At 44.1% G+C, this 20,181-nt stretch carries 10 protein-coding genes; all 10 read right to left on the reverse strand.

Annotated elements, in window-relative coordinates; translation table 11 throughout:
- Nucleotides 1-14: 14 nt before the first annotated feature.
- On the reverse strand, nucleotides 15-3,827 hold the full coding sequence (locus G4420_RS00770) for a glycoside hydrolase family 3 C-terminal domain-containing protein (protein WP_246241505.1): 3,813 nt from the start codon (nucleotides 3,825-3,827) through the stop codon (nucleotides 15-17).
- Between the two features lie 123 nt (nucleotides 3,828-3,950).
- On the reverse strand, nucleotides 3,951-4,922 hold the full coding sequence (locus G4420_RS00775) for a hypothetical protein (protein WP_163321723.1): 972 nt from the start codon (nucleotides 4,920-4,922) through the stop codon (nucleotides 3,951-3,953).
- A 20-nt stretch (nucleotides 4,923-4,942) separates the two neighbouring features.
- A complete protein-coding gene (locus G4420_RS00780) occupies nucleotides 4,943-8,812 on the reverse strand; it encodes a glycoside hydrolase family 3 C-terminal domain-containing protein (protein ID WP_163321724.1) in 3,870 nt (1,289 codons plus the stop codon).
- Nucleotides 8,813-8,836: 24 nt separating this feature from the next.
- Nucleotides 8,837-9,988 carry an alpha/beta hydrolase-fold protein gene (locus G4420_RS00785; protein ID WP_163321725.1) on the reverse strand — a complete coding sequence of 384 codons (1,152 nt, stop codon included), beginning with the start codon at nucleotides 9,986-9,988 and terminating at the stop codon, nucleotides 8,837-8,839.
- 28 nt (nucleotides 9,989-10,016) lie between these two features.
- Complete coding sequence (locus tag G4420_RS00790) at nucleotides 10,017-11,906, reverse strand: sialate O-acetylesterase (RefSeq protein ID WP_163321726.1); 1,890 nt, start codon at nucleotides 11,904-11,906, stop codon at nucleotides 10,017-10,019.
- Nucleotides 11,907-11,944: 38 nt separating this feature from the next.
- A complete protein-coding gene (locus G4420_RS00795) occupies nucleotides 11,945-13,528 on the reverse strand; it encodes a glycoside hydrolase family 43 protein (RefSeq protein WP_163321727.1) in 1,584 nt (527 codons plus the stop codon).
- Nucleotides 13,529-13,662: 134 nt separating this feature from the next.
- Nucleotides 13,663-14,226, reverse strand: coding sequence for a DUF3237 family protein (locus G4420_RS00800; protein WP_204273559.1), 564 nt, complete (start codon nucleotides 14,224-14,226; stop codon nucleotides 13,663-13,665).
- A gap of 13 nt (nucleotides 14,227-14,239) precedes the next feature.
- Nucleotides 14,240-16,285, reverse strand: coding sequence for a glycoside hydrolase family 5 protein (locus G4420_RS00805; protein ID WP_163321728.1), 2,046 nt, complete (start codon nucleotides 16,283-16,285; stop codon nucleotides 14,240-14,242).
- A gap of 49 nt (nucleotides 16,286-16,334) precedes the next feature.
- The gene (locus G4420_RS00810; RefSeq protein ID WP_163321729.1) at nucleotides 16,335-17,705 is read right to left on the reverse strand and encodes a glycoside hydrolase family 43 protein; all 1,371 of its coding nucleotides are present in this window, start codon (nucleotides 17,703-17,705) and stop codon (nucleotides 16,335-16,337) included.
- Between the two features lie 30 nt (nucleotides 17,706-17,735).
- A complete protein-coding gene (locus tag G4420_RS00815) occupies nucleotides 17,736-20,093 on the reverse strand; it encodes an endo-1,4-beta-xylanase (RefSeq protein WP_163321730.1) in 2,358 nt (785 codons plus the stop codon).
- Between the last annotated feature and the right edge of the window lie 88 nt (nucleotides 20,094-20,181).

Raw genomic sequence — 20,181 nt, forward strand, 5'->3', positions numbered from 1 at the left:
TGAAAGTTTATGTTTTACTGTTTTAGTCCACTGTTTGTAATCCGGAAATAATCGAAAGCCACGTCAAACGGCGAATCCGGTTTCGTTGTGTCGGAATCAAACCAGAACGTACTTTTCATATAGCCGGTAATAATTCCGTCGCCTATCATCAAACCTGTTTTTATGTCTTCCAATGCCAGATCTGCTGTACCCAGTTCTTCAAAATTTTCGCCATCCAACGAATACGAAGCAGTATAAATACTTCCTTTTTTATCGAGTTTGAGCACTAAGGCCTGGTCGCCGGTAATTTCGGTTTTCAAATTGAAAGAAGCCAGTGATTTTGCAATGCCGTTTTCTTCCATCATCAAATCGATGGTTCCGGGTTGCGGTTCTCTTTGCCGTGTGGTTTTTATTACCGCACGGAACATGAGTTTCACAAAATTATCATCGTCCTGGTAAGCCAGAATCCCTGCATTTTCAGGCTGAGAAGGCATCCGTGACGCCGTCAGTTTTGTTTCCGCTGTCCAGTCGTTATTGGCGCTTTGCAGCAGAATGTTTTTGGCATTGTTGGTACCTTCCGAAACATCGCCAACTTCGCTGGTAATGGTCAGGCTGCCATCGTTTGCCGAAAGACTGTGTGTTGCAGCATTTTCCCTGATCCACTGCCACTGACTTCCAACAGCACCGTTAAACTCGTCACTAATTGCTTCCACATCAAAATTGAAATAGTACGTGTTGGTTTCGAGTGTGATGTTATCAATAAACTTCACCACAGCAGTTCCGGGAATTTGTTTTGCCTGCTGTATATCAACAGTAATTCCATTTCCGGCGGCCGTTGCTTTTAGGTCAGGCACTTTGGTTTTATCTTTTAGCAGATAACTGTAAGCTTTCACGTCTTTATCGAAGCTTTCGATGGGCTTGCCGTTTACCAAAATTGATTTTGGATTAAGGTCGGGCATAACTTTTACAGGAAAGCTGCTTGATTCGGTTACCCCGTCAACTGTTACGTAAGCAAATACCGATGCAACACCTACTCCGGTAGCGGTTACTTTGCCGGTTTCATCCACGCTTACCACCGCCGGATTATTGCTTTTGTATTCAATTTCAGCTTTCGAAATATCGTAAAAACTATCGTCCGACATAGCAGCGGTTACGCTGGTTTGTGCTGTATTTCCGGGGCGCAGGATAACCTTGTCGCTTTCTGCAACTACGGTTGTTAACACCGGTTTGTATTCGCCGCTCATAATCGTCTCCAATTCGGCTTTTATGTCTTTCGATGATGCCCCGATTTCGAAAATATAACGTCCCTGATCGAAGGTAATTTTACCGGCGTCGGCATCCCAAAACCAAAGGTCATCGCAATCGATATCAATCGAAACACGTTTTGTCTGCCCTGCCGGAATGGTTACGCGTTTAAATCCTTTCAGACGTTTTATCGGGCGCTCCAATTCTGCCGGACTGTCGGGTGTTTTTACATATACCTGTACCACCTCGTCGCCGTCAACAGCACCAGTATTTTTCACATCAACATTTACAGTTACTTTGTCGTGGGGTGTTAGCCTTGTTTTGCTGATACTGAACCGTTTGTATTCGAAAGTGGTATACGACAATCCATAACCAAATTCATACGAAACCGGTTTATCAAAATACCAGTAAGTTCTTCCGTTCGAGCCATCGCCACGCAAGGTGTAGTCGTTAAATCCGGGCAGGTCGTTTAACGATTTATGCCAGGTAACATTCAATTTTCCACCGGGATTTACATCGCCAAATAAAATGCGTGCCATCGCGGTTCCCTGTGCCTGTCCGTTGTAGCCGGTCCAGACAATTGCGGGAATATTCGGGTTGTTTTTAAACTGCTCCACTTCTACCATTCCCATGGTTTGCATCACTACAATGGTGTTTGGATTTTCGGCAGCCACAGCATCGATGAGTTTATTCTGATTTCCGGGTAATGTAATGGCAAAGCGGTCGGACTCTTCGCGGCCGGTAGTTTGATCGGTTCCCACATATACCAGCACCACATCAGCAGTAGCAGCCATTTCAAGTGTTTCCTGATCGGTTGCAGGACTTTCGGCCTCGCGGTAAACCAGTACCAGCGTTTGCGGCCCTGAAATTCCCAGCGTATTGATTTTTACCGCCACATTTTGCGGGCGGGAAAATCCCCGGAATCCACCGCTTTGCTGAACGGCCTCAATTTTTTGAGTTGCCAGAATATTTCCGGTTGCCGAGCTAACACGCACTTCAAGCAAACCACCGTTCCCGGAGGCTGCCACGTTAAAGCGGATGGAATCGACGTCGGTAATATCCACATTGTCGTAAGCTGTCCAGTCGCCATCTTTTACACCGCGAATTGAGGTTCGTCCAAAACGTGCTGCCACAATTAATCCGGGTGCCGAATCATCATATTTTGTAGCATCGAATTCGACCACTACTTCGCCGTTACGCACGGTGGAGAAACTATTCATTGTCAGAAAATCGGTATTTCTATCCGTATTTCCTGATGATGCAGAAACCACTTCAATGTCGAGGTTATGTTCTTTTATATAATTCTGAATTCCCAAAAGTGGCGAAATGCTTAAATGCGGTTCAATTGGCCCCGAGTAATCGCCCAGTTCCACCTTATCTGCCTGTGGTCCCAGTACCGCAATTTTTTTGATGTGTTTGGTATTTAGTGGTAATGCTTTTTCGGCAGGTTTAACGGTTACCTCATTTTTTAGCAGAACCGGTGTTTTTGTAGCTATTTCAATAGCCAGATCGTTGTGCGAAGGATCATTCACAATATCCGGTTTTATACCTGCGTACGGTACAATTTCTGCCGGATCGAACTCGCCCAAACGCATCCGGGTGGTAAAAATATTAATCAGTGCTTTATCGATATCGGCTTGAGCAAGCATACCCTTTTCCAAGGCATTCAAAGCATGGTTTTGATACACTCCGCCACAGTCGGTATCAACTCCGGCTTTTAAACCCAGCGCCGCTGCTTCTTCATAACTATCGGTAAAATGATGGCCGCGAACGATATCGTCAATTGCACCGCAGTCGCCTGTAACGTATCCGTCCATTCCGTAGGTTTTTCGCGCTACCGTATCCACCAAATATTTACTGGCCGACATGGGAACGCCGTTAACAGCGCCATAAGCGGTCATTATCGAAGGCAAATTGTAATCGCGAATCAAAGTGCGGTATGGAAGCAGGTAAAACTCGCGCATATCGCGGTCGTCCATATCCGAGCTGCCCGAATGCCGGTTAAACTCGGTATTGTTGGCAAAATAGTGTTTTCCACAAGGGGCAGTTTTCAGGTAGGTGGGGTCGTCGCCCATTAATCCCTGAATAAACCCTTTTCCGATTTCAGAAACCAGAAACGGATCTTCACCAAAGGTTTCGGCGGTTCTTCCCCAACGTGGGTCGCGGGCCGGTTCAATTACCGGCGACCAGTAAGTCAGCGTAAAAATCAGGTCGTGGTTAAAACCACGCGCCTCGTCGGAAATTACTTTTGTTTCGCGTTTAATCAGCTCCGGGTCCCAGGTTGAACCCACGGCTACACTGTTTGGAAACGAAGTGGCTGTCATTCCGCTGTTGTTGTTTCGTCCCATAATTCCGTGCAGTGCTTCGCCCCACACATCGTAATGGTTTACGCCAAGCCGCGGAATCGGTGGCATAGTATTTCCCAACTGACTTTGCTTTTCTTCGGGAGTCATCCGCGAAACAAGGTCGATGGCCCTCTCTTTAAACGAGTAAGCCGTGTTGAGATAAATCGGTTGCTTTGCTATTTGGCTTTGTGGAATAAAAGCCAGTGCAAACAGCGATAACAGTATTAAAATCAGGGATGTTGATCGTTTAGAATTCATAATCTAATGGAGTATTGTTTATTTAAAAGGTATTTCAATTAGTATATATGTTTAGTTATTATTTCGACGGAATTTAGCCGGCGAATGATTATTATTTATAGTTCGGTTCTCATTCTTCTATACTCACAGTAATTCAGTATTTATTAGTTGTATGTAGTCATTCTCTCCTACAAGAATTATGTTTTTGTCATTTCCTGAAATCGCATGAATTTCAGCATCCGTGATTTTGTATAACTGATGGCAATGCGAGCAGGCTGGAATGGTCATTAGTTTGCCCTGTGCCAGTAACAGAAGATATTGATCGTGCATTGTATCATAAAAAATATCACGGTGCACTTCATTAAGTTTGGCTTTAAAACCTTCCTCATCGGTGTAAATCAGCGGGCGTTCGGTCCAAACATTTCCTTTTGATGAAAAATACAAAACAGGTTCTCCATCGCTATTATTCCCCACTACTGCAACTTGATTTTGGGTAACCAGTATTTTACTGAACGTACACGATTGATAATACCCTTTGTACATTTCATTAAAATCAATTACGTTCCATTCTGTTCCATTGCTGGTACAAAAAATTTCGCCATGGTTCGTAAGTCCGTAGCAATAAGTTTCATTTGATGATAAGGATAGAATGTTTCCCGTTAGTTCCACGTTGGCAAATTCCAGTTTTTGGTCCAAAGATCCGATTCGTAATTCTCCTGAATTACAGCCTGCCAAAACTTTGTTTTTGAAAAGCGTCAGGCAATTCACAGTTTTGACTGTTCCCGAATGGATTGGTTTAAAAACGCAATCCTCTTTGGCATAATAAATTGTCCCATCATTGCCAGCTGAAATAAGGTATTTCCCGTTGGCAGCAACAGTGCTGAATTTTAAATCCTGAATGGATTTCGACTGCACAATCTTACCATCACCTGAAATCCATTTAATACAGCCATTTTCTGAAACAGTTATAAATCCATCACCAAAGGCTGTAACCGAAATGTTGTCCGTTTCTTTTTCAACATTAAAATCAGAAGAATAAGAAAACCCAAAACCAAAACAGGCAACCACTAACACTAAGGGTTGTAACAGTTTTGATATCGGGTTTCTTTGCTTCATAATTTGGATATAAAAAGTGCTTATTTTAATCCGTTGTTTTCAATTCTGAAATAATCAAAAGCTACTTCAAAAGGTGATTTTGGCTGGTTGTCTGGCTGCATAAATCTTCTGAAACGTGCCATGCGGGCAGGCATTACACCGTTGCATGCCAGCATTCCGGCCTGAATATTTTTCAGCACAACACTGGCTGTTCCAACTTCTTCGTATTTCTTTCCGTCAGTTGAGCAGAAAGCGGTGTAACTTTCTCCTTTTTTCACCAGTTTCAGCACCAGCGTATTGTCGTCTTTAATTATGTCAGCCATGCTGATGTTCACTGTCGATTTTTCATCGCCGCCATATTCAACCGAGAGTTCCACAGCACCGGGTTGCTCTCCTGCCTCCTGGCCAAATCCTCTTCTTCCAAAACTGGCTTTGTACACCAGCTTCACAAAATTGTCATCGCCCTGGTAGGCAACCAAACCTGCATTTTCCGAAAATCCTGTAGGTTTTCGCGAGCAAACAATTTTTGTTTCAATGGTCCAATCGGTGTTGGCACTTTGCAATACAATGTTTTCAGCATCGTTACTTTCGCCGGCAATACCCCCTTTGGCACTGGTAATAACCAGCGAGCCTGCTTGTTTTGTTAAGCTCAGGTTCTCTGCATTCTCGCGCACAATATTCCATTGCTTACCCAATTCTGCAGCTTTAAATTCGTCGCTTTCTGAGGCCACACCAAAATTCACGGCGTATTCATTTTTATCGAAAGTGATGTGATCGATCAGCGAAATGGATGCTGATCCAGGCACGCCATTGGCCTGTTCAATCTTTACTTCAACATTCGCGTCATTTGCCGAGGCCTCCACCACAAGTGCCTCATCAGATCTGCTTTTCATCAGGAAACTGTATTGTGCCGTTTCCGGGCTGAATCCTTTCACCGGGTTGTTATTCACCTTAATCGATGCCGCTTTCAGATCGGGCATTACTTTTACCGGAAAGCCGTCGGATTTTGTTTTTCCATCGATGGTAACATGCGCGAAGATGGTGGCAACGCCGGTTCCGGTTGCTGTTACTTTTCCGTTTTTGTCTACTTCAGCAACAAGCGGATTATTGGAGCTGTAAACCACATTCGCCTTTGCAATATCATAAAAACTGTCGTCAGTCAAAGCTGCGGTAACACTGGTTTGTGCACTCTCTCCTTTTCGGAGTACAACCGTGCCGCAATCGGCAACTACTGTTTTAATTTCAGGAGTAGCTTTTCCACTCATAGTGGCACTAACTGTTCCCATAATATTTTTGGAAGACGTTCCGATTTCGAAGACATATTTTCCCTGATCGTAGGTAATCCTATCCGCTTCCATATCCCAAAACCAAAGATCGGCGCACTTAATGTCGATGTCAACGGTTTTGGTTTGCCCCACGGGAATGGTAACACGCTGAAATCCTTTCAGGCGTTTGATCGGGCGCTCCAGTTCTGCAGAACTTTCAGGAGTTGTCATGTAAACCTGTACCACCTCGTCGCCATCGTAAATTCCGGTATTTTTCACATCAACGCTGACGGTAAATTTATCGCTCGGGGTGATTTGATTTTTGCTGATTCTGAAATTACTGTATTCAATCGTGGTATACGACAATCCGTATCCGAATTCGTAAGAAACATCTTTGTCGAAATACCACAATGTCCGGCCATTTTTATTGGCTCCGCCACGAAGGTTATAATCGGTTATCGGTGGAAGATCGTTCAGCGATTTGTACCAGGTGGCGTTAAGTTTACCTCCGGGATTGGCATCGCCAAACAAAATGCTGGCAATGGCATCGCCCTGCGCCTGCCCGTTGTAACCAACCCAAATAATTCCGGGAATGTTTTGCAGGTGCTTGAATTCCTCCACTTCCACACATCCCAGTGTTTGCATAACAACAATGGTATACGGATTTACGGCTGCCACCGCTTTAATCAGATCAACCTGGTTACCCGGCAGCAAGAGGGTCAAACGATCGGCCTCTTCAGTTGCTGTTTTTTCATCGGTACCCACAAATACAACAGCCACATCGGCATTTTTAGCCGTTTCTATGGTTTTTTCATCAATTGGTGCATCATTGGGTGCCGAGTAACAGAAATACAAAGTTTGTGCTTCGGTTACCCCCAGTTTGTTCACCTTGATTTTCATCAGGCTTCCTCCGCCATACACTCCACCGGCGCGTTTTCCTGAGGCAACGGTTGCTTCTAATGTAGCCACCAGGTTTCCATCAGGTGAGCCCACTCTTACTTCAATAATTCCACCTTCTGTTGGAATATTCACCACAATCCCCATGCTGTCGACATCTGCCAGGTCGATATTTTCGTAGGCTGTCCACGAGCCGTCGTCAATGGTTCTCACCTGTTCGGTTGAGCCCATTCCAGAACCTACGGTTATTCCTTCTGAGGCTGCCGAGTATTTTGTGGCATCATGTTTACTTACCGAACCGTTGCTTTTATACAATTCAAAATCTGCTACGTAAAGCAGGTTACTTTTACTTAAAGTATTTCCACCTGAACTGTGCACAACTTCGGTATCATATCCTTTTTCTTCCAGGTATTTTTCAATTCCCTTTAGCGGAGTGATCATATTATCGGCTTCCGGTCGTCCGGAATACGGGCCAAGTTCCACTTCATCGGCCTGGGGCCCGATCAGGGCAATTTTGCCTAACTCTTTTGGGAACAATGGAAGCGCCTGGCGTTGGGTAGCTGCCAACACATTGTTCTTCATCAACACCGGAGTTTTTGTGGCAATTTCTTTTGCCAGTTGTCTGTGTGCTTCCGAATTAACGGTTGTTGGCGGGAACAGTGCATACGGAACCTGTGCAGGCGGATCAAACTCGCCGGTTCTCATCCTTATCGCAAAAATATTTAGTAGTGCGCGGTCGATATCGGCCATCGAAATCAGTCCCTGATTATAGGCATCGATGGTACTGCGCTGGTACACATTACCACAATCGGAATCAACGCCGGCTTTTAAACCCTGTGCCGTAGCCTCTTCGCCGGTTTCAACATAGTAGTGGCCGGTATAAATGTCTTCAATGGCAGCACAGTCGCCGGTAATGTAACCTTTCATTCCGTAAGTTCTGCGGGCAATCGTATCCAGGTAATACGGGCTTGCAGAAGTTGGCACTCCGTTTACCGCGTTGTACGACGACATAATGGAAGGCAGATCGTCCTCTTCTATCAGTTTTTTATAGGGCGCCAGGTAAAATTCGCGCATATCGCGGCTGTCCATGTTCGAACTGCTAACGTGCCGGTCGAATTCGCTGTTGTTGGCCAGGTAATGTTTGGCACTTGGTACGGTTTTCAGGTAATTCGGGTCATCACCCATCAGCCCGCGAACAAAACCCGCAGATATTTGCGACACCAAAAACGGATCTTCGCCATACGATTCCCCTGTTCTTCCCCACCGCGGATCGCGGATCGGCTCAACCACCGGCGACCAATAAGTAAGGCCTTTCGTTCCGGTGGCATTAATGGCACGGGCTTCGTCGGAAATAGCTTCAGCCTCGCGCTGAATCAGTTCAGGATCCCAGGCAGAACCCAGTGCCACGCTATTTGGAAAGGATGTTGGTCCCTGAATCCCGGCGCCGGGATCGGCAAACCCCAACACTCCGTGTAGTGCTTCGCTCCAGGTATTATAGGCTTTTACGCCCAACCTTGGTACGGGTGCCATGTTGTTTCCAAGCAGGCTTTGTTTTTCTTCCAGTGTCAGCCTCGAAACCAGATCGGCGGCACGTTCTTCAAACGAATAAGCCGTATTCAGGTAAATTGGCATTTTAGAAACCGGTGTTTTATTTTCAGCAGGTTTTAAGGCCATAAATAGTCCAATGGCTAAAACTCCCGCGAAGACGAACAGGCTTCTTTTTATGAATTTGTTGTTCTTGTTCAACATTTTTATGAGTATTGAATGTTTCAATTATTTGAATAGCAACGGTGCAAATTCATTCAATGCCCTTCGCCACGTAAGCCACTCGTGAGCTGTTCCCTGAGATTCGTGAAATACGATATTATTGATTCCGTGTTCTTTGAGTTCGAGTACCTGATCTTTCGGGTTCCGTTCTTCGGTACCTGTGCTAATGAAAAGAAGGTTCATTTTTGAATTAAATGCATCGGCATCTTTAAACACACCGTTAAAAGCGTCAACTGCATCACCACGAACAAAAAATCCACTGAATGTTCCCATCCAGGCAAACATATCCATGTTGGCGAATACGGTCATTGTGGTTTGGAAACCACCGCGTGATAATCCGGCCATGGCTCGGTTTTCCCGGTCGGTCTTAGTTCGGAAAGTTTTATCGATGTAAGGCACCAAATCTTTCGCAAATATCTCCGTTACATTTCCTGAAGCTTCGCGTACATCAGAATTGGTTTTGATATCGCCACTTGGCATTACCACAATCATAGGCTCAGCTTTTCCGGCTTCAATCAATCCGTCCATAATATTGGCCATGTGACCTTGTACCGACCAGCCGTTTTCATCTTCGCCCCAACCATGAACAAGGTACAAAACCGGGTACTTTTTATTCGGATTGGCTTCATATTCTGCCGGAACATAAACATTGATGTGGCGCTCCAAACCATTAATATCCGACCAGTAATGAATGGAACGAACCTGTCCGTGCGGAATATTTTTGTTGAAACGGTAGTAATCACCTTCGGGGCCTTCAGGTATTTCGATACCCGACGATTCCCAGTTGCTTCCAAAAAATGCTTCGCTATTTCGGTCCATCACAGCTTCACCGTCAATCAGTATTGCATAGTAATGAAAACCAACCACCTGCGGATCCGACGTGCAAGTCCAAACACCGCTGGTATCTTTGGTCATGTCGTATTTTTTTCCGGCCAGATCCACCTGCACTTTTTGTGCGGTAGGTGCCACCACCTTAAAGATCGCCTCGCGTGTTTCGGCATTTACCGCCGGATAACGCGCCAAAAACGTATTTGTTGAGGAAGGTTTAAAACCTTCGGGTAGAGGCTCGGGCTTTTGCCCGCGCTGAATGCCTGCGAATTGGGCTGAAACCACGCTACAAAACAATATTGCAGCCAATGTTATATATAATTTTCTCATGATTATTTTATTGGTTTATTGATTTAAGTTACAGTTTGTATCTTTTGCCCAGAATGAGTTTATCTCCTGAGTCGTCGATTTTATAAACCTGAGGTTTTCGGGGACCATTTTCTTCGGCGTGATGAATGATAAAAAGCCCCTCTCCTTCGAAAGTGTTAAAGATCATACCATGACCAGAGTTATCGCCTTTAAAAGAATCTTCTTCCTGAACCCACAGGCCTTTTATGCTTCCCGATTCAGAGTAAGCAATACCCTGAGCATAACGAGTATCGCCCCAGCTCGACCATAACATACCCAATTTTCCGGTTTGTGTTTTAAACAACTGAGGTCCGTCGGTAACCCAGCCCGGCATTTTCATTCCAAAAGTAGCTTCGCCAATGCTGTTCATTTCTTTCGACCAGGCTGCTTCACTGGCCCTGAACATTGTGGTTGGCTCTGCAGTTCGGTGTGTCAGATCTTTTGATAGCGGCATGTAATCCATCGTACCGTCGATCAGTTGTGTCCACTCATGCACAAAAACCATGTATACGGTATCGTTCTCTTCGTAAAGCGTTCCATCAATAATATCCCAATCGCGTGGGCCAAGGCAAAAATCATATTCCTCAACCAGTGGTTTGTAAGGGCCTTCTGGTGAGTCGGCCACCAAAAGCTGCGTTTGGTTGGTAGGCACAGTATAACGGCGCGCAACATGTTCAATCGGGTTACCGTGGTCGTTCCAGGTTCCGGCCAGGTAATATTTATCGCCAAACTGGTGAATCTCGGCAGCAGCAACAAAGTTGCCATCCATCCAGGTTACTGTAAGGTCGATTATAGAATACGGGCCGGTCCACATTTTCAAGTCTTTACTTTTATAAAGACGTCCACCTGTTCCGGTTAAATAATACGTTTGTGTTGTTTTATCAGGAAAAATAAAAGGGTCGCTCATTGATATTTCATCCAGCGAAACGGTTTTTATTTCGGGTGTCGGACGAGGAGGTCTTGGTGGGCGTTGTCCCCCCGGAAGCATTGTTCCACCGAAGTTCCGTTGCCCCGCATTTGCCCGGGGAGCACCCTCGCCTCTGATAACCTTTGGTGCAGCGCTTTTATAGTCAAGCAACGAGAGCATACGTAAACCATAACGTAAGCCCAGCATGCGGTAACCTTCAGATGTAAAGTGCAGGCCGTCGCCACGTTGCGGACATCCAACCGACGGAATTACATAAGCATTGGGAATTACATCGGGCAGTGTAGCAATAATTTTATTCATACTTGCGCAACTGCCACCCTGGTCATCGCCAACCACTTCTCCGGCCAGTAAAGGCACATTGTCGGCCTGAAGGCCAAGATCGGCAACCAGGTTGTCGTATACCACTTTTACTTTCTCAGTCCATAACGAATCGCCGGTATTCGACTCGCCCTGATGCAACAAAATACCTTTTATAACGCCATCTTTTTGAGCCAGTTTAGCCATTTCAACCAAACGGCTATAAGGATCGTTATCATAAGGTTTGAGCATGCCCATCATCCAACCGGGAGCTGTTTCCACGTATGATTCACAACTATCCTTGTCGAACAATTCAATCTTACAACCGCCAACGGCAACATTAATAACACCAACCTTAATATGTTTTGGCAAATTTTCAACCAGTGTTCTGCCAAAATAATCGGCAGGCGTTAAACCTGTTTTGCAACGGCATAAAGGCGGTACAGCCGTGTACCAGTTTCCTTTTGTTCTGCCCAGTTCGGAGCAATCGATGGTTGACATTACCTGAAAACGTGAATCTACATCTTCAGTATCCTGCGCTTCGATACGCGCACTTCCTTCCATATTTGACTGCCCTAAGCAGAGATAAATATGAAAATTAGGATCCTGCGAAAATCCTTCTAACTGAACCACCAACAGGGCAGCCAGTATTAGAACATAAGTTTTAAGTTTCATCGTTTTACAATTTTGATTTAGTTTTTTAAGAATGCAGTTTATTTATTATCAGTGTCAGCTGAAATCTGATCAATGATTCTGAAATAGTCAAAATCAACGTATCCTCCGGTATTCTTTGTGGCATAGTTAAACAGCCCAAAACGATAACCCATAAAATGTTCCATTAGGGTATACTCCATTTTTAGCGGACCGCCAATTGCTGTCCATGTTTTTCCATCGAGACTGTAATAAAAGCGGGCAATATCTTTGCGGTCACGGAAATCGCAGTCGATTTTAAAATACACTTCGTTTTGTGTTAGCGGAAGACTTTCCATTTCAACCGGGGTATCGGTTTCGTTGCTGATCATGTAAATGAATTTCTCGCCATCAATCATTTTTACGCCTACTTGTCCATACTTTCTTTGTAAGGCACAAAATCCGGCAAAATCGCCATCTTTCATGTTCGAAGCATCCATTAATGTATTGGCCGAACTTACAGGGCCAAAAGTTCGCTGAGTAAGGGTGTTTCGTGCATACACAAAACTATCGTCAACACGGCCGGTGGTTAACCGGAGGTAACCTTTGCGGTCGCGAACCGACCAAAGTTCATTCACCGGATTGTGGTTCCACTGCCAAACCAGTGGCAGATCAGGATCGTTCTTTTTGCGGGTAAATTCATCGGAGTTCACAATTCCGGGAATCAAACCTTTGCTAGCCGGTAAATCCAGTTCATCGGGAACTTTTCCATCAACACCCAAAACAGGCCATCCATCTTCCCATTTTACAGGCACCCAATACGGAATGCGGCCTACCGAACCATAATCGCGGAAAAGAAACGAAAACCATTTTCCATCGGGTGTGTCAATTAGTCCGCCCTGCGCAACACCTTTATCCTGCAAGGCCAGGCAGCCTTCCCACGGGCCATTTATATTATCGGCCCGGTGAATTACAACCGAACGCATGATACCGCGTGGCCAGGTAATGTTAAACAGGTAATATTTTCCATTTGCTTTAAAAAGTTGCGAGCCTTCTGCTGGCAGCATAATATTGTCGCCTGCCGGTGCACTTGCATTTTCAATCAATACTTTTTCTGTTCCTTCCTTAACACCCGAAAAATCAGGTTCCAGTTCGGCAATCATTAATCTTCCGGCTCCCCAAATCATATAAATTTTGCCATCGTCGTCGAAAAACAAGGTATTGTCGTGCAAACTCGGAGAAAATTCGTGTCTCTTCCATTCGCCTTTTTCAATGTCGTTTGTTGAGAAAACATATGTTTTACCGGTTGTACTCGAAAAGGTTGACACATAATACCTATTGTTGTGGTAACGAATACAGCTCGCCCACGATCCTTTTCCATAGGCGCGTTTTTCGTTATCAAGATTCATGGCATCATTGTCTGCCAGCGTATCGTAAGCATAACTCACCATCTCCCAGTTTACCAGATCCTTTGATTTCATAATCGGTACTCCCGGTGCCATGTGCATTGTGGTGCTACTCATGTAATAATTATCGCCAACGCGAATCATCGAAACATCGGGTACATCGGCATGAATGATTGGATTTTTAGCTTTTAAAGCTTGTGCACGGCTGTTCGAAATGATAAACAGCATCAGGATTATTAGTAAAAAAGAACGTGTTTTCATGTATTAAAGTTGTTTATTATTAAAGACTTACGATGGAACTCATCCCGATATTATTCAAGACCTGTTTTATTTAATATAGTTTTATTTGTTCTTCAGATTAGTTCAAGCTATTTTTCGGCACGCAACACCTTTTTTCACAACACTTTGTAAACGCCAATTATTACATAAGGCTCTTCGTTAGGTTTTAACTGAGGCATTTCGAGTGTTCCTAAAAATAAAGCGTGGTTTAAATAATCGTATGAACTTTCTATTGGCGCTTCAATGTCGATTACCGATTTCACATAAAAGCCACCTTCCTCACCTTCTGCAGGGGCATGCATTAACGCTTTGTTTAAAATTTGTAGTACTGTGCCGTCATCTGTTTTCATCAAATAACGGGCATACAGTTCGGTATCGCCATCGGGACGAACCAATTGCCAGTCTTCCCCGCCGGGCAAAACTTCGCCCTTTATTTTTGGTCCGCTAAATGTGCCACCGGTGATAGGAATCACCCGACGTGTTCCGCGTTTACTTTCGCCAACATTTATCATCGTGCCAATTTTAACATTGGCTTTCCACATCAGTTCGGTTTTAAAATCACGGTAAATGCTTTCACTGTTTTCAGAATTACTATTCTGAGCAAAACCATGTACTGAGCAGATAAGCAGCAACACAAGGGCTACCGTTCCTATTCTGTTTTTAAAAAAGTTAAAGCTCATTTTTGATGCTGTTTTAATTGTTTCCAACCACAACAACTTTTTTTCTACCAACTATGTAAATCCCATCTTTTAGCCCCTTTGTTGCCTCAGATCTTTTTACTTGTGAGCGTATTCTTGCACCGGTAATGGTATAAACATCTACAAATTCGGGTTCTGAATCGATAGGAAAAAGATCATATATTCCGGTAGGCTTTGCGTAATTTTCGTCGTTAGTGAGGTATATATCATTGATGATTAGCGGACAACCACCGGTTGACCAGAAACCAACATAATAAATATGTGAGGGATCCATTTTTGTTGTTGTCCCGTCTTTGTACATATTATCGAGCGAAACCACCACCTGGTCTTCGTTGCCAACATCATAAATTCCTGGTGTTGTCCAGTAACTGTTTTCGTCGTATAAACGGAATGAAAACCCACAGGCATTTGAATTTCCCAGTTTCACTACCAGGTATTTATAGTTTGAAAGATCGACTCCATTACTGTAATACCAGCCACCAAAACCATATTGGCCGGTAATGAGTGTACCGCTTGTTTCATCAAAGGATCCGTCTTCCCAAATATCAGGATTAAACACTTCATTGGTTAACGGGAATGTGCTGGCATTAACCTGTATAGTTGCCTGCATTTTGTTTCCGCCCGGTCCGGTGTAAGAAATTACAATACTGGCTTCACCGTCTTTAAGCGCATGAATCCGGCCCCTTAACACCTGTATAATTTCGGGTTTGTCAATTGTGTATTCTGCCAGAGAGCTGATATTCTCCGTGTGTCCGTCGGCAAAAACTGCATTGACCGTTAAACTTGTTGAACTGCTTGTCATCACCGATAAGGTCTCACCATTTTCAACAATCAGATCAGTAAGCGTTAAATAGTCAGCTGATGCCCCTTCAAAATCATACTCCTGTGCATAATCCTGGTACCAGTGGAATATCGGCCATGGACAAGCTTCAGGATCGTTTAAAAAAGTATATTCTTCGCCAGCTGCCGGAGCAATGCCAGTAAAATCGGCCAGTAAATTGGGGTCTGTAAAAAGCAACCAGCTTACATTGCCACATTCATCGGTAATTTTTTTAAAGTTGGCACCAAAACCTTCGCCGCCCGCAGTACCGGTAATATCTTTACCCCACGAGGATTCGTATTTCTCCGGTGCCCAGTCCATTTCGGTTACCATAACCGGGGCAAAATCGGCCACCGGCTGAACCTGTTCGTCCCAGCCTCTTTGGAAAGGCTCGTATCCGTTTCCGCTGTTAAACCAGCCCGGATAAACATGAACGGCATAACCAATATTTTCTCCTTCGATGGGGTTAATAGCATAACCCGAATATTGCGACTGATAACCCAGACCCGGTATCCAGAGAATATTATCGGCACTGGCCCTAATCGTATCAACAATGGCCTGAAAATAGGTTTTCTGATTATCAAAATGCCCCTGCGTTCCTGATCCGTATGTCCCGTCGGGGCCAAGTATATGAATTGGCTCGTTGCCCAACTCGAACATGATGTTCGGATTATTTTTCAGTTTAGGATGTTGCGCTACAATATCCCACACTTTAAGCAGGTATTCCTGGTAAACACCACCAATTTTAATATCTTCGGGGCATACTCCCGGAGGACGCATAACCACATACAAACCCTTGGTAACTGCATACTCGGCCATAGGTACAAAAACCTCATCAAGGTATTTTACAAAACGGGTTTCGCTAAAACATTCTTCACCTTCGTAACGCCCCTCGCAACCGGGCGTATTGCTCCAGTACGGATCCATGTGCAAACGCACAAAGTTCATTTCCCAACCGGCTGTTAAAATATCATCGATAATCTGCTGATTGTAATTCAAACACGCTTGAACATCGTAGTTATTCCATTGGGTATTTTGCTCGTTAAACCAGGGCGAATAGGTTTGTGCAAATCCATGCAGATTTACAACGTGCCCGGTAGAATCTTTTAAATAACGTCCTTCTACATGAAGTTTTGGCATAGGCATTCCCTCCCATGCCAACAAATGAGTAATTGGCATAAAAATCATCAACACCACGCACCACACTAAAATCTTCTTCATCTATATCTCCTCTGTCTGTTTTTACTTCGTTTTATATTTGCCAGGTCTCTTATTTAAATTGCCACCAGTCGAAATTGAATAAGTCCTTGTCTTCTCCTTTAAAAACCAGGTAAACATCGTGAACACCTTTGGCCTCCTTAATTTTGGTTGAAAGTGTTTTCCAGTTTTGTGCTCCTCCGGTGCCTGTAACAGAAAGAACTCCTAATAACTCGCCGTCTTTTTCATCGATGCGGATTTCAATACTTCCTGATTTAGCAGCAGCAACACTGGCTTCAAACTTTTTAGCTCCTTTGCCCAAATCAACACTTCGTATTTTTATAAAATCGTTGCTATCGATACTGCTTACATAAACCCCAACCGTTTCATCCGATTTTGTTTTCAGTCCTTCCGACCAGGCAATGGTTTCGGCTTCAACACGTTTAAACGGATTCAGATTTTCAACACTTGCGGTAACGCCTTCCTTTGTAGGTTCAATTACAGGAATGGTTCCATCGGCATTGTATTCGAACTGTTCCACACTTGTTGATCGTTTAAAGCCTTCGCCCCCCGATAATTCCTGACTATGATAGAAAAAGTAGGAGTTTCCTTTAAAATCGATAATCCCTGAATGGTTTGTAAAAGCCAGGTGTGGCGCTCTTTCCATAACAAATCCTTTGTAGGTCCATGGTCCTTCAGGCGATGTTGAAGTTGAATAAGCGATGTACTCAGGAATACCGGCAGCGGCATAAACCATGTAGTATAAATTGTTGCGTTTGTAAAACCAGGGGCCTTCGGTATAAAAGGGACCGGGTTTACCATCGCGGCCTTTGTGCGAGCCAAAGGCTTCTGTAGTCATTTCGGTTGAAATAACTCCGTTTTGCCCGATACTCTGGTCGTATGAAATCATATCTTCGTTTAACTTCACGTACCACAACTTTGGGTTTCCCCAGTACAAATACGCCTGACCATCATCGTCGACATACACGGTAGGATCAATGTCCTGCCAAATGTGATCAGTTTCGATCAAACGTTTTCCGAGCGGGTCGGTAAACGGACCGGTTGGTGAATCGGCAACCAATACCGAAACGCCTTCTCCGTGTATGGGCACATAGAGGTAAAACTTTCCGTTTCGCTCGATGCACTGTGGTGCCCATGCGCCATTTGTTTTATCGAGCCAAGCAAAACTTTTCAGCGAAGCCACCGCACCATGATCGGTCCAGTTCACCATATCGGTTGACGAGTAACAACGCCAATCGTACATGGTAAAAAAGTTATTTACTGTTGAATCCTCATCGTGACTCGTATAAAGATATACCGTACCATCGTACACCATTGGCGCCGGGTCGGCAGTGTAATAAGTTTGAATTATAGGGTTTTGTGCGTAGCCCACCGTTGCAAGAAACAATGCGATTAATAAAACCAGGCTAAATTTTGTTTTCATTTTAATTGAATTATAAAACTGTTAAAAAACTTAATTAACTATTACTTTGCGGGTTATAACATTATTCCCGGTATCGGTAATCCGAACCAGGTATAATCCTTTTGTAAAGCTGTTTACATCAATATTTACCAAGGTCTCAGAGCATACCTGCGAATGTACAAGTACACCAATACTGTTGTAAACCGATACTTTATAAGGAGCTTCAGAATATTCAACATTTAACACTGTTGTTGCCGGGTTCGGGAATACTCTGAGTTCGTTATCAAAGTCTTTTTCAAGCTCGATTCCAACCTGGGTATCCGGGGTACCAATTTTCTCAGGCCCAAATGCTTCGGCAGAACTTCCATCGGTGGCTTTCAGGCTTCCCGGAAAGTAAGCAACTGTTTTATAGTCATCTACATTAACATTCCTATCGAGCTGCAGAAGAATAACCTTATCGTTATACGGGTCAGCCTCAACAGCATCGAGCCCGATTCCATCAGTTGAAAAGAATTTAAACTGGCTTCGAACCAGGGAGCTGTTATCGATGGGTTTATCAAATTCGAGTTTTACCAAATTATCAGCTTCCAATGTGGCGTTTAAAAGCTGAGGCCCTTTTAGTTTCGCATTGGTTTCATACAAAGTGAATACTGAATCTTCATTCTCCTTGAGGCACGGTACTGTAAAAACTTTCACGCTATCGCCAAAAGCCACTTCAATTTCGTAATCGCCATAGTAGGCTTTAAAATCCAGGGGACTGGTGCTACTAATTTGCGAATCGAAATTGGTAGCCCACAACTTTTTGGTGTAATACAACAAGGTGTCGGCAGCTAATTTTGGCGTGTAATCCCAATTAAAATAGCCTGAACTCGGACGCCAGCCACTTTCGTCATTCGAGTCTCTCAAAACCCAGCTTATCATTCCGTTAACCGATGGGTGCGAAAAAGCGATTGTCAATACTTTAATAAGATCTTCAGCCTGTTCTTCTTCGGTGAGATTACCTCCAAAGTCGTACTCTGTTAGCCTGATTGGCAAACCGGCCTCGTCAATAATATTGATATTTTTAACCAGTTCATCAACGTTTGGCCGGCAACAGTCCCAAAAGTGCGCCTGCATACCTACTCCGGTAATTGGTCCTCCGTTTTCAATAATTTCCAGAATTAAATCGCGGTATTCTGCGGCTTGTCCCCAATTGTATTCTACATTGTAATCGTTTACATACAGGTCAGCATCAGGATCGGCAGAACGGGCCCATTTAAAACTGTTCCAGATAATGGAATCGCCATGTGTATTGCGCATCCAGTCGGCATGACCGGATAAAGGTTCATTCACTACATCGTATTCTGATATCAGTCCCTTATAACGCGAAACATCGCGAATAATTCTCATTTTACAGGTATCAACAAAGGCCTCTGTCGTTGGCAGGTTCCGAACCCAGTCTGGAGTTGAATGGCCATCATCGCCTCCCCAAAGTAAATTGTGGCCCCTAAGCTTCCATCCTACTTTTTGGGTCCAGCGGAGAGCATTCTCGAAATTGGAATAATTCGGGGTGGAATGATTGGGCTGAACACCACTCCATTTGAACGAATTACCCGTAACTCCGTAATTAAAATACTTGTACATGGTTGCCTTCATCCACTGTTCACCTGAGGCAACTGTATTTACATCAGGATCGAAAAATCCCTGCTCGCTGTGATAGGAATTCCCATCGCTGGTGGTTAATTCCGGGCCCCCGCAATTGATTCGTGTTACCTGTGTCCCTCCAATTTCCTCCAGTTGAATTCCTTTAATTGCAACATTATCGGTAACGGATGTTAATTCAATATTTATTTGGTTATCGGTGGCCAAAATGGTGAGAGCCGTATCAACAGCTATATTTTTTCCTCCGGCCTCGGTGTAGACATCGTAATTCTGGAGAAATAACTGATTTTCAACCTTTACATTAAATACCCGCGAATTGCCTGAACCAAAATAAATTTCAGCAAATTTTAAGATCAGCTTATAGTTTTTACCGCTTTCTGCCGGAATGGCGTAAGCCAGGTAATCACTCCACCGTTCGGATTGGTATATTTTAGCATCGGTAACGGCCTGAACAGCAGCTGTGGTGCTGTATGAATTTCCCATGCTTGCTTCTCCTTCATAAAAATCGAAAGCCATCCCAAAGGGAAATTCGTGTTTTTTCATGCGCACCGAAACGTCACCTGTAAACGGGTTGCCGTCTTTATCAATTATTTTAATACCAAAATCGCCTTTCCGAAGTGTATCAATTCTTTCTTGCGCATCCCGATACCAGGCTGCATACGACTGAGCCTTAGTTTCTTTCCCTAAAATAAGCATTGCAGCGAACAGGAAAACAAGGTATATAATTCGTCGCTGAATGTTCTTTGTATAATTTCTATTGTATTTCATCTAATTCGATCGTCTTTTGTTAATGGAAATCCCCAACTTCGGGTATACTCCACCTCTATCCACTGCCACATCATTTTTGATGAAGCAA

The sequence above is a fragment of the Draconibacterium mangrovi genome (assembly GCF_010586825.1).
In the GTDB taxonomy this organism is placed as follows: Bacteria; Bacteroidota; Bacteroidia; order Bacteroidales; family Prolixibacteraceae; genus Draconibacterium; species Draconibacterium mangrovi.

Bases quoted from the DNA above. Each gene is read 5' to 3' on its own strand.
- G4420_RS00780 (WP_163321724.1), bottom strand. From the start codon at position 8,812: ATGTTGAACAAGAACAACAAATTCATAAAAAGAAGCCTGTTCGTCTTC.
- G4420_RS00805 (WP_163321728.1), bottom strand. From the start codon at position 16,285: ATGAAGAAGATTTTAGTGTGGTGCGTGGTGTTGATGATTTTTATGCCA.
- G4420_RS00770 (WP_246241505.1), bottom strand. From the start codon at position 3,827: ATGAATTCTAAACGATCAACATCCCTGATTTTAATACTGTTATCGCTG.
- G4420_RS00815 (WP_163321730.1), bottom strand. From the start codon at position 20,093: ATGAAATACAATAGAAATTATACAAAGAACATTCAGCGACGAATTATA.
- G4420_RS00800 (WP_204273559.1), bottom strand. From the start codon at position 14,226: ATGAGCTTTAACTTTTTTAAAAACAGAATAGGAACGGTAGCCCTTGTG.
- G4420_RS00810 (WP_163321729.1), bottom strand. From the start codon at position 17,705: ATGAAAACAAAATTTAGCCTGGTTTTATTAATCGCATTGTTTCTTGCA.
- G4420_RS00795 (WP_163321727.1), bottom strand. From the start codon at position 13,528: ATGAAAACACGTTCTTTTTTACTAATAATCCTGATGCTGTTTATCATT.
- G4420_RS00785 (WP_163321725.1), bottom strand. From the start codon at position 9,988: ATGAGAAAATTATATATAACATTGGCTGCAATATTGTTTTGTAGCGTG.
- G4420_RS00775 (WP_163321723.1), bottom strand. From the start codon at position 4,922: ATGAAGCAAAGAAACCCGATATCAAAACTGTTACAACCCTTAGTGTTA.
- G4420_RS00790 (WP_163321726.1), bottom strand. From the start codon at position 11,906: ATGAAACTTAAAACTTATGTTCTAATACTGGCTGCCCTGTTGGTGGTT.